Here is a 15,199-nt window from a genome sequence, read left to right on the forward strand (position 1 = left end):
AATCCAGGAGTAACAGATGAGTGATAAAAAACTTGATTTCAGTCTTCCGGAAACAAAACAAAAGAATTCCGCCGCACAGCTTGTTATGCTGATCCTGCTCGCGGGTATTCTCGTTGTCGGGACCCTCAATCTCGTCTTCGTCTTTTTCCCTCCGGCAGGAGGAAAGGCGGCGGACGCTTCGAACCGGCTTTCCGCAGGGAAACAGAAGGAACTTGCCCTCAAACTCCAGAAGAGGGGACTCCATGAAGCGGCCGCCGCCGCATGGGAGGATTATCTCGCGAAAGCGGCGATACCGGACCCCGAACGGGCGTCGATCTGGTATACGATAGGAAAAATCCGGCAGGAAGCGGGGGATTACGAAGGGGCCTTAACCGGTTATTATATGTCCGAAGCCGTTTTCCAGGTGGAGGAACTGATACCGGAGATCGGGAGGAGGGTACAGGAATGTATCGAAGCGCTCGGTAAGTTTGCGGCACTCAGGCGGGAACTTTCGGAACGGGTGGGTATGGAAGAATCGGTTTCCGGCGATCACGTTGTCGCCGAGATAGGACCTGAAAAGATCACCAAAGCGGATCTGGACGGCAAGATCGAACAGTATGTGGGGCTGTTGATCTCCCAATATGCCGCATTTATGGAACCGGATGCTTTGAACAAGCAGAAAGAGGAGTTGTTCAAGCAGTTTTCGGGAAAAGACGGCCGGGAACGGATGCTCAATCAATATATTATCGAAGAGATTCTCTACAGAAAGGCGAGGGAGGAACAACTCGCGGAAAAACCGGAGGTGCGTTCGCTTCTCAAGCAGACTGAAAAACAGCTTTTGGCGCAGCAGCTTCTCGCCAAAAGGATCGCCGAACGGATCAACATTACCGAATCGGACCTTAAATCCTATTATGAGGGGAATAAAGGAAAATATATCCAGGACGGCAAACAGAAAAATTACGAGGAGGTAAAATCCGAGGTTTACCGGGATCTACGCGGTGATAAGGAACGGGAAGTTCAGGAAAATTTTCTCGAAGAACTGCGGCAGCAGTATAATGTTGTCGTCTATCCATCTCGTTTGACGGGGGAGACGGGTGGTGAAGATCGGGAATAATCATTCGATATCGTTGCCGGCGCGGCTTTTTTCCGTACTACTCCTCGTTGTTTTCTCCTGCGGTCCCGCTGAAAAGAAATGGGACGAGGCGGCGGTTTTCGAGATCGAAAAAAAATATGAAAGGGGTCCCCTTACCCTGCTTTTAAAAATAGATAAAAAGGAAATCACGATCGCGGATCGAATCACATTTGTTCTGGATGCGACGATCGGGAAGGAGTACCATATACAATTCCCGGAGTTCGGCGAAAATCTCGAACAGTTCAGCATCGTCGATTTCAGGAATCCCGCCCCGAAACTTGTCGACGACCTGCATATTCGCAAGACCGTTACCTACGAACTCGAACCCTTTCTCTCCGGCGAATACACCATTCCGGCCATGACCGTGAAATTCTGGACTGATGAAGAAGATCCGGACGATCCGCACATTCTGCAAACGGAAGCAGAGACGATAACGGTCACATCGATTCTCACGGAAGAGGGAAAGCTTGAAGTGAAGGACGTCACCGGGCCGGTCAGTCCGCCTCCGCCGGATCTCGGCTGGCTTTTTACCCTGATCGGCGGTATCATCCTCGGTGGTGCGGGGATCGCGGGCGGCCTCGTATGGTTTTTTCACTCGAGGAAGGCTGACAACCCGATTATCACGATTCCGGCGCATGAGGCGGCATTCAGGGAGTTGAAATCCCTTGTCGCGATGGGCCTCGTCGAAAAAGGAGCATACAGGGAGTTTTATTTTCGAATCAGCAATATCCTGAGGCACTATCTCGAAAACCGCTTCCACCTCCATGCGCCGGAGCAGACGACGGAAGAGTTTCTCCACGATATAAAACAAAGGGAATTACTTTCCGCCGAACAAAAGAAGCGGCTGTCTGCGTTTCTCACGCACTGCGACCTTGTCAAGTTCGCGACACATCTTCCGACGAATGAAGAGGTCCAGTCGACATTCGATTGCTGCAAGGATTTTATTACGACGACCCGTGACGATAATGCCAGGATTGAAGAGAGGACATCGACGGTTAAAACGGCGGATACGAACGCCGAAACCAAAGCTCCCCCTCACTCCGGCGGTACCATCGGCGAGATGTCCGATGATGCTGTCGCCGACACTTCCGACGGCAAAGCCGTCGATACTTCCAAACATACCACCATCGATTCTTCCCGGCATACGATGGAACGGAAGGAGGGAAAATAAATGCTTCACTTCGATGCTCCGCTGGCATTCCTTCTCCTTCTTATTTTCCCTTTTCTCATCTACATGCATTTTCGAGGGAAAAAGAAAACGGGAATCCGTTTTTCTTCGACGCAACACGCCGCCCGGGTTCCCGTTTCGCTCCGGCAGCGTCTATCCGTCATACCGTTCGTTTTAAGGCTTCTTGCCCTTCTCCTGTTTATAATCGCGATCGCCCGTCCGCAGGAGGGGAAGGAGATGGTCCGGGACATGAGCAGGGGTGTGGCGATCGAGATGGTCCTCGACCGGTCGAGCAGCATGACACTCATGAAGGATATCGGGAATAAAACATATACCCGGCTCGATATCGTAAAAGAAGCTTTCGAGGAGTTTGTCGGGGGCAGCGGGAACGGTCCTTCCGGCGGGTCACTTGCCGGAAGGCCGCAGGACCTGATCGGAATGATCGCGTTCGCCCGTTATGCGGACACGATGTGCCCGCTTACCCTTTCCCACGGCGCGCTGCTCCGTTTCAGTGAAAGCGTCAAAACCGTGGTTCCAGGCGGTCCGGAAGACGGGACCTCGATCGGGGACGCGGTCGCCCTCGCCGCTGCGCGGCTCAAGACGGCGGAGGCGTCCCTTGCCGAACAACTGGAAAATGACGAGTCGGACTACGAGATTAAAAGCAAGGTGATCATTCTTCTGACCGACGGCGAGGATACGGGCATCGGGAAGCGCACCCCCCTCGAAGCGGCGGAACTCGCTGCGGAATGGGGAATTAAGATTTACACGATCGGATTGAGTGGAAGAGACTGGTATGCGATCCAGGAAGATTTTTTCGGCAGGCGGAGGGTGCCCGTTCCCTCGCGAGTCGACACCTCGATTCTGAAGAAAATGGCGGACGAAACGGGCGGGATCTTCCGCATCGCCGAAGACCTCAATTCACTCAAGGACATCTACGGGGAGATCGATTCTCTCGAAAAAAGTGAAATCGAGTCGATCCGTTTCCTCGATTACAGGGAGCTTTTCGTTCCATTCGCCCTGATCGCCTTGATATTGTTGATCGCTGAAGCGGCGCTTTCGGCCACCATATGGAGGCGAATACCATGAACGGGATATTTTTCAGCAATGTCGGGGCATTCTTTCTCTTGTGGGTTCTCCCCCTCATCGTCTTTTTCCATATGTATGCCGGGTATCAACGGAAAAAAAGTCTCATGAGGTTCGCCGACGAACAGATGCTCGCTCGCATCAATGTCAGCGTGCAGCCCGGAAGGCGAAAGGTGAAACTCGTCCTCCTGCTTGCCGCGTTCTCGTTCGTCGTCGTGGCAATGGCACGGCCGGGATGGAATCCCCAGCCGCGAAAGATACAGCGAATGGGGAGGGACGTCGTTTTTGTGATCGATGTCTCGAAGAGCATGCTCGCCGAAGATTTGGCGCCGAACAGACTCGAGCGGGCGAAACTCGCCGTTATCGATTGCGTCGAACGCCTCGAGGGCGACCGGGTGGCGCTCGTCGCCTTTGCCGGAACCGCCGCCGTCAAGTGTCCCCTCACCCTCGATTACGGATTTTTCCGGAACATGGTGGAGGATATATCTGTCTACAGCATCGCGCGGGGGGGGACCAATATCGGGGACGCGATCCGCGCGGTGATCGATAACGTGTTCGACGACAGGGAAAAGCGTTACAAGGACATCATCCTCATCACCGACGGAGAAGACCACGACAGTTACCCGGAAGATGCGGCAAAGGCTGCCGGCGAAAAGGGCATCCGCCTTCTCGCGTTCGGCCTGGGCGACGAGAACACGGGCCGCCGTATTCCGGTTACGGATGAAAACGGTAACAGGACGTTTCTGCGTTATACGGACAAAAACGGGGAGGAAGTGGAGGTCTGGTCCAAACTCGACGCCGATATGCTGAGGAAGATGGTGAACGCGACGCCGGGAGGGAAGTACCTGAATGTCGCGACGGGCACCTTCGACCTGGGAGAGATCTATCTGAACCTCGTCGCGAGCGCGGAAAAAAAGGAACTCGAATCTTCCACCATCACCCTCTATGAAGAACGCTTTCAGTTTTTCCTGCTGTTGGGTGTCGTCCTGCTGTGCGTCGAGGAACTCGTCGCCATACGAAGGGGGAGAAAAAAAGATGAAGCCGGATAAGGTATTTTGCATGCTGTTGGCGATACTGCCGTCTTTCCTTTTCGCGTCGGGAAGCGGAGAAAAGATCGCTTCGGGAAACAGGGCGCTCGCCGGGGGAGATTTCGCGAAGGCGCTTTCACTTTACGAGGAAGCGGCGGTCGCCGAGCCCGAGTCCCCGTATGTGTATTTCAACAAGGGGCTCGCCTATTACGGCCTCGGGGATTACGAAAAGGCCAGAGAGTCCTTTCTGGAATCGGCGGCAAAAACGCCGGATATTTCACTCGAAGCAAAGGCGTATTATAATCTGGGGAACTGCGATTTTTTCGATGCCGCCCGTTTTGTCGAAACCGATCTCGAGAAAGCGATCGAACTCTATCAAAGTGCGATCACCAATTACCGGCTCGCCCTCGAACGCAACGAAACCCTCACGGATGCAACGCAAAATATCGAGGTGACGAGGCTTATCGTGAAAGACCTGCTCGACAAACTCAAACAGCAGCAGGAACAACAGAAAGAGCAGCGCCAGAAGCAGGAGGAGATTGCAAAAAAAATCAAGGAACTGATCGATCGCGAGCAGAAAGAGATCGAACATACGGCGGCACTCAGGGACGAAAAGGCCGGAAAGGGAACTTCGCCGTCGCTTTCGAACAGCGTGAGAAAGGTAAAGGAGAATCAACAGCAAATACGGAAGGAAACGGTCGAAACCTCGGGGAAAATCGAGGCGTTGATGAATCAGGGGATGGGGCAGCAGGGTTCCCCCCTCGGGGCCGCAAAGGAACATGTGGATATGTCCGTCAATCATCAGCAGCTGGCGGAAAATCAGCTTACTTCGATGAATCTCGAGGGGGGGGTGGGGAGTGAAGAGGATGCGCGCGATGAACTCATCAAGGCCCTCGAAGCCCTCACGGGAGAACCGCAGGGGGGTGGTGAGAAACAGCAGGAAGAGCGGGAACGACAGGAAGGAGAGCGGCAAAAGCAGAGTGAGGAGGAAATGAAGGCGCAGGCTGAAAAAGCGGAGGATATTCTCGATGAAGAAGAGGAGAACAGGAAAAAAGTGCAGCAACAGGCAACCGGTTATCAGGCGCCGCCGAAGGATTGGTGATGATATGAAGAACGGGACGAATGTACCATTGAACGTATTCATCATAAGCGTGCTTTTGATTTTTCTGATGACGCCGGCAGCGGCGGCCGCGGATGATCTCGCAGCGGTCGCTTCCGTCGAGAAAAGCGATGTATTCCTGGGTGAGGATTTCATCTACCAGATTTCGGTCAAAGGGAGTAATTCCCCGGAGCAGCCGCAGCTTTCGGGTATTTCGGGATTCGATGTCTCATATCTGGGGGGCGCCGACCAGTCGAATTCGTTTACCATCATCATCAATGGTGAAAAAACGGTCAACGAAAGCAAGGCGTATATTTTTCAGTACCGGCTGACCCCGCGGCAGACGGGCACACTCACGATCCCGTCGGTGATGGTAAGGGCCGAGGGAAAGAACCTCGCGACCTCGCCGATCGTAATACGGGTGTCGAAGCCGGAAGAAGTCGCGGATTACAAGTTTCGTCTCCGGTTTTCGAAGACGAGCTGTTATATCGGTGACAGCATCACGGTCACGGCAGTATGGTATTTCGCGAAGAATGTTCAGGATCCGTCTTTCAATGTGCCGCTGTTCGAGGACAATCACTTCAGGGTCGTCACCCCGGAGATAAAGAGGGAACCGGGAAAGGAATATTTACAGCTTCGGGTCGGTAGCGAACAGGTCGTTACCGAATATTCCGAGAACGGATCGCTCGACGGAAGAAAATACAATACGATCACGTTTAAAAAAATACTTATCCCCAGGCTTCCGGGCAGGGTGACGGTGCCGCAGGCAAGCGTCACTTTTAACGGGGTATATGAATACAGACGGGTAAGGGACTTCTGGGGGACGAGGGAACAGCCCCTTTTCAGGCGTTTTTCCATACCGTCGAACACGGCAACACTTTCGCTGCTTCCATTGCCGGAAGCGACCAAACCGCTTTATTTCTCCGGTCTTGTCGGCACCTACTCACTGTCGGCCCGTGCCGCCCCCACCGACGTCCGCGTGGGCGATCCAATTACCGTCGCGCTTACCCTGAAAGGGGACGGGTATCTCGAAGAAGCCGATCTTCCGCCGCTTCACGAGATTCCGGAACTGGCGGGAGATTTCAAGATTCCGGAGGACATGTCTCCCGGTGAAATAAGGGACGGCGGAAAGGTGTTTACCCAGACATTCAGGGCAAAACACGAACATATAACCGCGATTCCCGAAATCTCGATTCCATTTTTCAATCCGAAATCGGGAAAGTATGATTATATGACGACAAAACCGATTCCAATTTCAGTCCGTCCGGCCGCGAATGAACTCACGGTGCTCGATTTGGAGGGGAGGGACCCCCTCGAACTCCAGCGGATTCTGGAGGTGTGGGAAGAGGGGATCGCCCATAACTACGAGGGTGATGATGTTCTCGGAACATCAATGGCCAACCTGATCGCCTTTATCGGCAATCCTTTCATCTTCCTCGTTATGGTACTCCCCTTTGCCGCTTATCTCGTCCTTCTTTTTATCTTCAGAATACGGCCGGTCCTTCTCGGCGACAGACAGACGTTGATGGTGAAAAACACCCTGATATCGCTTAAAAAGGCGGTGGAAGGGGTTCGCGCCGCCGGGACGCCGGATGCTTCGTTTGCAGAAAAAATCATGGAGTGCCTGAAGGCTTACCTTGCGGCAAAGACGGGTCACAAAGCCGCCTCACTTACCTATAACGATATCGTCGAACCGCTTCTGCGGCACGGGGTATCCGGAAAGGCAATGGAAACCCTGAAAAAGGTGTTCGATGCGTGTGAAGCGAGTCATTATGCCGGCGGCGCTTTCCTCCCCGAAGATATCAAACAGCTTGCCGACCAGACTGAAGCGAGTGCGGAGGAAATCGAAAGGAGTTACGCATGAGACTGTCCGGAATAATGAAAGCCGTCTCTACGATCGCCGCCCTTTTCATCTGCTCTCTCTTTCACGTTACAGCAGCTACACTCGGAGAAGAACAGATCGAATCCCTTTTTAAGGAAGGAAACGAGCTTTTTCGCCAGGCGATCGAATTTTCATCGAAATCACCCTGGCAGTCGAAAGAACTGTTTATCAAGGCGGCCCTTCACTATGAGCGGATTGTCGAAGAAGGCGGAATACGGAATGGAAAGCTTTATTACAATATCGGAAACGCCTATTTCCGGTCCGGAGATATCGGGAGGGCGATTCTGGCATATGTGCGGGCAGCCAGGTTTATCCCGCAGGATCCGAATCTTGCCCGGAATCTCGCCTACGCACGGTCAAAACGTATCGATAAGATCCCGGAAAAACAGCAAACCGTGATATTCAGAACCGTTTTTTTCTGGCATTATGATTTTTCTCCGGGCGCGCGGTTTACCGTTTTCCTTGTCTGTTTTGTCACGATCTGGATATTGGCCGGCCTGCTATTTTTCTTCAAACATCCGTTTGTCAAGTGGGGCATCATTTCCGCCGCCGTTATCGCCGTCCTGTTTTTAGGCTCCCTGGTGATCGACATGACCGCCGCTTCGAATAACAAACCCGGGGTCGTCCTCTCACAGCAGGTGACGGCGCGAAAAGGGGACAGCGAGGCGTATGAACCGGGCTTTCAGGAACCCCTTCACGCCGGGACCGAGTTCAATCTCATCGAAGAGCGTCGCGGGTGGTACAATATCGAACTCGATGACGGAAGAACCTGCTGGATTCCGGCGGAAGACGCGGGCCTCGCATTTCCCGACTGAACGGCTTTGGCGGTTTTATCTCGAAAAGCCGCCGGTGAAAATATCAGGCTGCCATACATTTTTATCTTTTCAAATGAAAAAATTTTTACTATAGTTTATTCAGGGGAAGGGATGTTTTCGATTGACAGAAGCAAACGATTCCCGGAGAGGGTCATCTTCCCGGGGGAGGACTGTTGTTATGAATCCCGCAAACACTCAAGGGGGAGGAGATGAATGAAAAAAGAAAATTCGACAGGTATCTGTTGGTCACCGATGTCGAACAGCATAAAATGCAGTCGAAAGAACGTTCGCGCGGAAAGACGAAAAATATCAGCAGTGGGGGCATTTGCATAACAACGGAAGATGCGCCGTTGGGTCACGGCGAACTCTATCTCCTTCGGTTTACGCTGCCGGAATCCGGAAATTTTATAGTCGAAGTGAAGGCAAAGGTCGTCTACAACCGTCATTATTTTTCGGGGTCACACAATCTCTACGATAACGGCCTCCAGTTTGTCGATATAAAAAAGGAACTGCTTGAACAGATCGATGAATATAAAATCGGAAGTGTGTTCGAGGGATGAGGGCGGATGAAATGAAACCACCTCCCGTGTCAGTCGTCGATGCCGGACGTTATGATCCGCTTGTCATTGGGCCGGCAATACAAAAGGCCCTTGATGCTCTCGATATCAGGATTCCAAATCACAGCACGGTTCTCATCAAACCCAATATAATGGCCCAGAACAGACCCGGGCAGCATACCGTCACTCATTATACGATTATCGACGCCCTGTGCCGGATGTGCGCCGATAACGGCTGTACCATACAGATAGGAGAATCGATCGGTTTTTTCCAGAAAAAACTGACTCGAAAAGGATTTCTCACCTCACACATCCGTAGTGTTGCCGAGCGGTATGGGGCCGAGCTTGTTCCTTTTGATGAGGAGCCCTTGAAAAAGATATCGATCAAGGGAATCGCGAACAATCTTGCTTTCACGGAACTATATATTCCCCGGCGGGTGTTGGAGGCGGAAATGGTCATCAATGCCTGCAAGCTGAAGACACACGGCGGGGCATTGCGTTTTTCCGGAGCCGTCAAGAATATTTTCGGCTGCCTTCCGGGGGGCTACAAACAGCGGCTGCACAAGTTCGCGGGATATGATTTGGGATTGTGCGAACTTTTTATCGTCCTTCATAAAATCATCAAACCGGCGCTGCATGTTATGGATGCGGTTGTCGGACTCGACGGCGGTCCGTCCGCGATCGGGCGGCCCACTCCGATCGGAGTTCTTCTGGCTTCCCCGAATCCGGCCGCACTCGATGTTGTCGCATCCGGAATAATCGGCTACCGTCCGGAAGAAATCGGGATTCTGGTGAAGGCGAAAGAGATGGGGATGATCGAGAATTTCGACACGATCAAGGTGATCGGAAAACCCCCGTCAGTTCCTTTCAAACGCCTCAGGCGGGGTCCTCTTGAAAGAGAAAAACAAAAAGAGGGCTTTTTTATCAAGCATACCTATGTCTTTCCTCGAATTATAAAATCCCGTTGTACCGATTGCAGGGAATGTGTTTCGTTTTGTCCGGCAGGTGCAATTTCAAATGCCGGTCATTCAACCTATCATGTCGATTATGAAAAATGTCTATTCTGTTATTATTGCTTTTCCCGGTGCCCGGAAAAGGCGATTACATTCAGGGCCAAACCGATGAACCGGCTCGTCCGGTTTTTATGGGCACTTCTGAGATTATGAACGAGGACGGTACCTTTTCAGGTAATGCGTTTATTGCGGGTCGAGATGGCGTATCGTATTCCCGTACCAGGTTTGAAGATTCATGTCATGGGAATGGATTCTGCCCGTCCGGCAGGTGAGAAATCTGTTTCCCTTTACACCGGGAATATGAAAAGGCGGATTAATGTTGATTCCCCGCATACTTTTTTCAATAATTTCTTCCACACTCATCATCTCCCCCTGCCGTTGGGAGACTTTTTCAACGTCCACGCTGATCGATGTATAACGGTCGTAAAGGATTTGCATGCGCTTTTCACATTCAGCCAGTGAGAGTTCGTCGTCTTCGTCCATGGCCCGGTAAAGAAGGGTGAGGGGGAAAATGGACTCCAGCAGACCTATTTTCTCTTTCAATTGCTTAGCGTATCGAAGCAGATCCCTCATGGATGAGAAACTGTCCTGATTGAGTATTTCCGGTTTCCCGTAGTGAACCACGATATCGAGTTTCGCATCGTGATGAGTATGGCTGAATCGCGGATAATTGAAATAGGTGAAATGCTGTTCCCGGATATACCGGATCACTTTTTGTATCTTTCCGTTTTTTGCCGGATGGACTATGTAGGGAGCATCCGGCACTTTTGAATACGAGATATTGACAGGTGTTACATAGAGTTTGGTGGATGATATTTTCGTGAGCGCTTTGAGTTTGTCGAAAAAAATATAGCTGATATTCCGTAATTTTCCCGTTTTCGTTCTTCCTCCGCTTCGGGTGCGTGTTGCCGGGTTTTTTTCCTGTTCAGCGTAAATGATCATGTCTTTTTTAATTGAATTGCCGTCGCTACCGTTGAACATTTCCTGTTTCATATAAGCGGGAAATACTTCATTGATATATCGTTTTTTCGTGAGAAAGACCTTCGAATACCCCTTTTTTTTAATCACCGCGTCTTCCCGGAGAAACATGACCGCGCCGTATTTTCTTATAAAATCACCGAAGCCCGATATGAAAAGGTTGTTGCCGGCCAGAAACATGACATTCGGATTAATCAATTTGTTATGCATCGGTTGCTGTATCGCATAATCGAAGAGGCTTCTGTGCCGCGGAACAATCAATTCAACTGCGTCATTCGTCTGCGCAAGCTTAATGTGAGGGGCGATTCCTTTCATAACGAGTTCGGAGTAGAGGGAATCGACCCCTTCCCCATTGAGCTTGAGGATGTCCTCGGATACCCTCGAGATGTGCTCCTCCTCGAAAATGGTGCCGGTAAGATAGATATACGGCTTTGTCGTTGGTATAAAATTCTGATCTATTTCATGTCCGATATACGGAAAATAATCCTCTGTTTTTTCAAGCTCTTTCATCTATTCTCCTTAAGCAAACATTGGTGCTGTTATTTCTCAGTATGAGAACCATACAATGAATCGAAATATTATTCTATCTTTTTTGCTAAAAAAGTATCGTGATTCCGATGATAGTCAATAACATACGCATATGAACCGGAAACCCTTTGAACAAAAAGGGCGAAGCACTTTCCGGCCGGGGATGTATGTTTCGAGTGCTCATATAAATCCCGGTTGCAGAAATCGATTGCCGTTTTGAAAAACTGATAGTGCATCCGATCTCAAAAAGAGAACCGCCTGCAAGTTATTCTTTTGAAGATTTGAGGCTTTCTGGCATTTTATTGCCAGGCACTTGACTTATCTTTTATATTGTGTGTAAAATCTTTCATATTTTCTTGTGAGGGTAAATAAAATGGCAAAGGGTTTTACGCTGGAAATCAATCCTGTCGTTTATATTGCGAAGTACCGTGAAGATGGGAAATGGGACGAACAATACATCGAGAAACCCCATCTTGGGCGTGAAGATGAAAACAGGATGACGGATGAGAAAAAAGCAGAATTATTGGAAAAACGCAATTCCTTCCCGGAGCTGCCGCTTGTCAATTACACGACACAGTATGGATTCGGCTGTTTTGAAGGACTGAAGGCGTTCCCTCAAAAAGACGGCGGTCTCAGACTCTTCCGGCCCGACGAAAATGCAAAACGAATGGCACAGTCAATGGAGGGTTTGATGATGCCGGTATTTCCCGTCGAATCGTTTATCAACGCAGTCAAACGGATCGTGGCAAAGAATCAGGCGCTTGGATTTACTCCGATATACGACAAGGAGTGGGAAAAGGATGATTTTGTGCTTGGCCACTCGATGTATATACGGCCGTTTTCGTATTCCGAACCGGGTATCGGACTCAATCTGAGTCACGCCCCGTGGGTCGTCATGGTGACAACCGCCGTTGGAGCATATTTTATGCCGGGAAACTCGAAAGCGAAAACAACTGAGATGGTACGGGCATATCCCAAAGGAACAGGCTGGATTAAATGCAATGCGAATTATGTCACTTCGACACTTGCAAAAAAAAGGGCGATGTCGGAAGGATATATGGAGGCGGTTTTTCTGGATGCCGCCAATCGTCAATATATAGAGGAAGGTTCTTCATGTAACATTTTTTTCCTGATAAAGAATGATACGCTGGTCACACCCGAGCTCGGGGATACGGTGCTTCCGGGTATTACAAGAAAATCGATATTGCAGATTGCAAAGGATAATGGCCTTGAAACAGAAGAGAGAAAAATTTCGATCGAAGAGGTCATGACGGAAGTCACGGAAACATTTGTTACCGGAACCGCAAGTGGTGTCTGCTATATAGAATCCATGACACATAACGGAAAGACCAAAGTGTTCGGGGACGGAAAAATTGGTGAAAGAACCCGCTATTTTCTCAAGACACTCAAAGGGATACAGTACGGCAAACTCGAAGATAGATACGGTTGGATGATGGAAGCGGCACTATAGACCGGGATCACTCAAAAGGAACAAAGCGGTTTCAAAATCGTCAATATTCGATTTTTGTTGAAAAGAGATTATCGATATCCGGTGTTTCGGTATCGAGAGGGATGTCGTTATAGATGAGAAGCTCATAGCCGGTCTGCGGATAGAGAACATGCCGTTGATTGAGGTATGGTAGGCTTTTCGTCACCTTATCCCGCTCCATCGTTTGGGGGTTTTCAATAAGTCTGTCAAGGATATCGTAATGCTCCGAAGATTTGGTGAGGTAGACAAGTCCTTCGGATTCTTTTCTTTCATTTTTTGAAACATCGGACAGTTTTAAAAGTGTAACACCAAGATTATTGTAGGTTCTCATAATGAAATTGACAAGGGATCTATGTTCGGGCTCTTCCAGCGGTCGCAATATTTCGATTTTATCCATCTTTTTTTGGAGAATATCGAGCAGATGTTGATAATATCCCTGTGCGGCGAAATAATCGCCTCTGAAATAGAGAGCGTTTCCTACCGCAAATATCACATTGATATTATTCCGCAAGCCCCTTTCGGCCTTATAGAATTCAATGAGGGCATTGAGGTAGTCCTCGTTTCTGTAATACACATACCCTGTTTTATAGTTCATCGACGGATTGGAATATAGATTTTCTTGAGCTTTCCCGAAGTACGCAAGAGCGGCATCAAACAGTTTCGCATCGTAATAGAGAGAACCGCGGTTATAATAAACAAGACCGCAATCGGGGTATTTTCCTAAAATATTCCTCGATTGCTTGTCCTCGATAATGGAAATCGCGTCATCAAATTCGATTTCGGCCAGTCCTGTTCTCCCTTCTTCGGTATACCGCTCTCCGAGTCTGTTATAGGTGTCGATATATCTTCTTAATCTTTTTTCAGTGAATGAAAGCGGGGGTACTTTCATAAAGAGGGATTTTGCCTCGATAAGGGCCTTTTTTTCCTCACCGGGTTCATTCATTATTTTGAAATATCTGGCAAGGTGGTAGTGAATTTCAGGGACGGATGAATCGGCTTTTCGTGCGCGATCGAGCATGTCCCTGACATCGGTATATTCATTTTTGTCAATCAAATATCCGCCAAGCTGGGCATATATCTCGGCATTTATATCGGCGTTTTTATCTGCCTGAAAATAATTTTTTAATTCCATGACGCGGTCAATATCATCTTTCAGAATAAAATACCTGAGGTACCGGAATTTTATTGCATCGTCACTATATTTACTCTGATAGACGGCATAGGCATTGCTTGCCTCTTCGTAATATCTTTCATCTTCCTGCGCCCATTCGAGAAAATTGTCTCCTGCTGCGAGAAGTCCTTTTTTGTGATATGGTTCGTGAAAAATGAGATATTGAAGCAGGACTGAGGCCTTCCTGTAATTTCCGCGAATATTGGTTTCAAAGTCAGCGTACGCAATAATGCCGTTATTATCACGGTTGCCCATACCTGCGATGTTATTTCCGTCCCAATAGATGTCGAGGAGGTCTTCATATTTTTCCTGTGCATAATGATACTGGTTTCTTTTTACGAACGTATCAGCGTATTTTATATACCAGCTTTCGTCAGGCCACCTGGTATATGCGCGATCGAACGTTTCATTCCCCAATGAATAGTTGTCTTCCTCGATATATCGAATGCCCTGCTTATACATATTCTGTACGTCAAACCATACATATAGATTGTATATTCCGATACCGACAAAGAAGAGCACGATGAGAGAAGGAATGATGACACTCAGCATCGGCAGAATATTTTCCCTGAGAACATAACCGAAAGATTTTCGCTCTTCCTCGAATACGTCACCGGTTTTTTTCTCGAAACGTTTTGGGAGGATTATTTTCTTGCCGGTTATCTCGGTTACCAGAGCGGCAATATCCGGCGCAGAAGCCTCTTTCACCAACAAATCGACCAGATCTTTTAGCTTTTGGCTTTCTGCCGCCGCTTGCGCAATCAATTCCTCAACGCGGATCTTCAAGTTGATAGGTAGTGTTTCGAGTGTCTTTTGAATCGATTTGAACTCGGTATCCGTTATTAAAATTTCCCGATCAATATCCTTTAGCGGCGGTCCCGACTTTTCCTCGTCAATACCTTCTTCAAGTACCGATTCTTCATTTCGTTTCGCCTCAAACTCTTCGTCCATTTCCGGTAAACTGAACTCATCGATAAAAAACTCTTCTTCATCACCGACTTCAAAAGCTTCAATCCCGGAATCCGCATCGCCCCCGGGAGATGCGGATTCTTCCAGTGTATCCGACGGCGGAACCGCATCGGAGATTTCGCTTTCAGGTTCCTCCTCTTCCCGGGTAAAATCTTCGGGGATTGGTAATTCTCCCAATCCTTCGATTTCTTCGGGCATTTCTTCGGTCACACCGGAAGGGATTGCCGAATCTTCGAGTTCATCGGAAGGCCCTTCTTCGACACTGAAATCGGCGGGGATGCCGAAGTCGGAGAGGTCTTCATCGGAGA

At 49.4% G+C, this 15,199-nt stretch carries 12 protein-coding genes; 10 read left to right on the forward strand and 2 right to left on the reverse strand.

The window, feature by feature from the left end; genetic code table 11:
- The first annotated feature begins 16 nt into the window (after window positions 1-16).
- From JW881_08645 to JW881_08685, 9 genes are all read left to right on the forward strand, one after another.
- Complete coding sequence (locus JW881_08645) at window positions 17-1,093, forward strand: hypothetical protein (protein ID MBN1697566.1); 1,077 nt, start codon at window positions 17-19, stop codon at window positions 1,091-1,093.
- Window positions 1,077-2,282, forward strand: coding sequence for a hypothetical protein (locus tag JW881_08650; GenBank protein MBN1697567.1), 1,206 nt, complete (start codon window positions 1,077-1,079; stop codon window positions 2,280-2,282). The genes JW881_08645 and JW881_08650 overlap by 17 nt, the downstream gene beginning before the upstream one ends.
- Window positions 2,283-3,365, forward strand: coding sequence for a VWA domain-containing protein (locus JW881_08655; GenBank protein ID MBN1697568.1), 1,083 nt, complete (start codon window positions 2,283-2,285; stop codon window positions 3,363-3,365).
- The gene (locus tag JW881_08660; GenBank protein MBN1697569.1) at window positions 3,362-4,411 is read left to right on the forward strand and encodes a VWA domain-containing protein; all 1,050 of its coding nucleotides are present in this window, start codon (window positions 3,362-3,364) and stop codon (window positions 4,409-4,411) included. Before JW881_08655 ends, JW881_08660 begins: the two co-directional genes overlap by 4 nt.
- Window positions 4,398-5,492 carry a tetratricopeptide repeat protein gene (locus tag JW881_08665; protein MBN1697570.1) on the forward strand — a complete coding sequence of 365 codons (1,095 nt, stop codon included), beginning with the start codon at window positions 4,398-4,400 and terminating at the stop codon, window positions 5,490-5,492. Before JW881_08660 ends, JW881_08665 begins: the two co-directional genes overlap by 14 nt.
- Window positions 5,493-5,496: 4 nt before the next feature.
- Entirely contained in the window at window positions 5,497-7,353 is a 1,857-nt protein-coding gene (locus tag JW881_08670) for a BatD family protein (protein ID MBN1697571.1), read from the forward strand.
- A complete protein-coding gene (locus tag JW881_08675; protein ID MBN1697572.1) occupies window positions 7,350-8,186 on the forward strand; it encodes a hypothetical protein in 837 nt (278 codons plus the stop codon). The genes JW881_08670 and JW881_08675 overlap by 4 nt, the downstream gene beginning before the upstream one ends.
- Window positions 8,187-8,395: 209 nt before the next feature.
- Complete coding sequence (locus JW881_08680) at window positions 8,396-8,746, forward strand: PilZ domain-containing protein (protein MBN1697573.1); 351 nt, start codon at window positions 8,396-8,398, stop codon at window positions 8,744-8,746.
- Between the two features lie 11 nt (window positions 8,747-8,757).
- Entirely contained in the window at window positions 8,758-9,909 is a 1,152-nt protein-coding gene (locus JW881_08685; GenBank protein MBN1697574.1) for a DUF362 domain-containing protein, read from the forward strand.
- A gap of 30 nt (window positions 9,910-9,939) precedes the next feature.
- Here the strand turns inward: JW881_08685 and JW881_08690 are convergent, their stop codons facing one another.
- Complete coding sequence (locus JW881_08690) at window positions 9,940-11,244, reverse strand: 1-acyl-sn-glycerol-3-phosphate acyltransferase (GenBank protein MBN1697575.1); 1,305 nt, start codon at window positions 11,242-11,244, stop codon at window positions 9,940-9,942.
- A gap of 391 nt (window positions 11,245-11,635) precedes the next feature.
- Here JW881_08690 and ilvE point away from each other — a divergent pair, with 391 nt between their 5' ends.
- A complete protein-coding gene (gene ilvE / locus JW881_08695) occupies window positions 11,636-12,733 on the forward strand; it encodes a branched-chain-amino-acid transaminase (GenBank protein MBN1697576.1) in 1,098 nt (365 codons plus the stop codon).
- Between the two features lie 40 nt (window positions 12,734-12,773).
- Here the strand turns inward: ilvE and JW881_08700 are convergent.
- On the reverse strand, window positions 12,774-15,199 hold a 2,426-nt coding region (locus JW881_08700), incomplete at its 5' end, for a hypothetical protein (protein ID MBN1697577.1).

It is taken from the genome of Spirochaetales bacterium (genome assembly GCA_016930085.1).
Classification (GTDB): Bacteria; Spirochaetota; Spirochaetia; order SZUA-6; family JAFGRV01; genus JAFGHO01.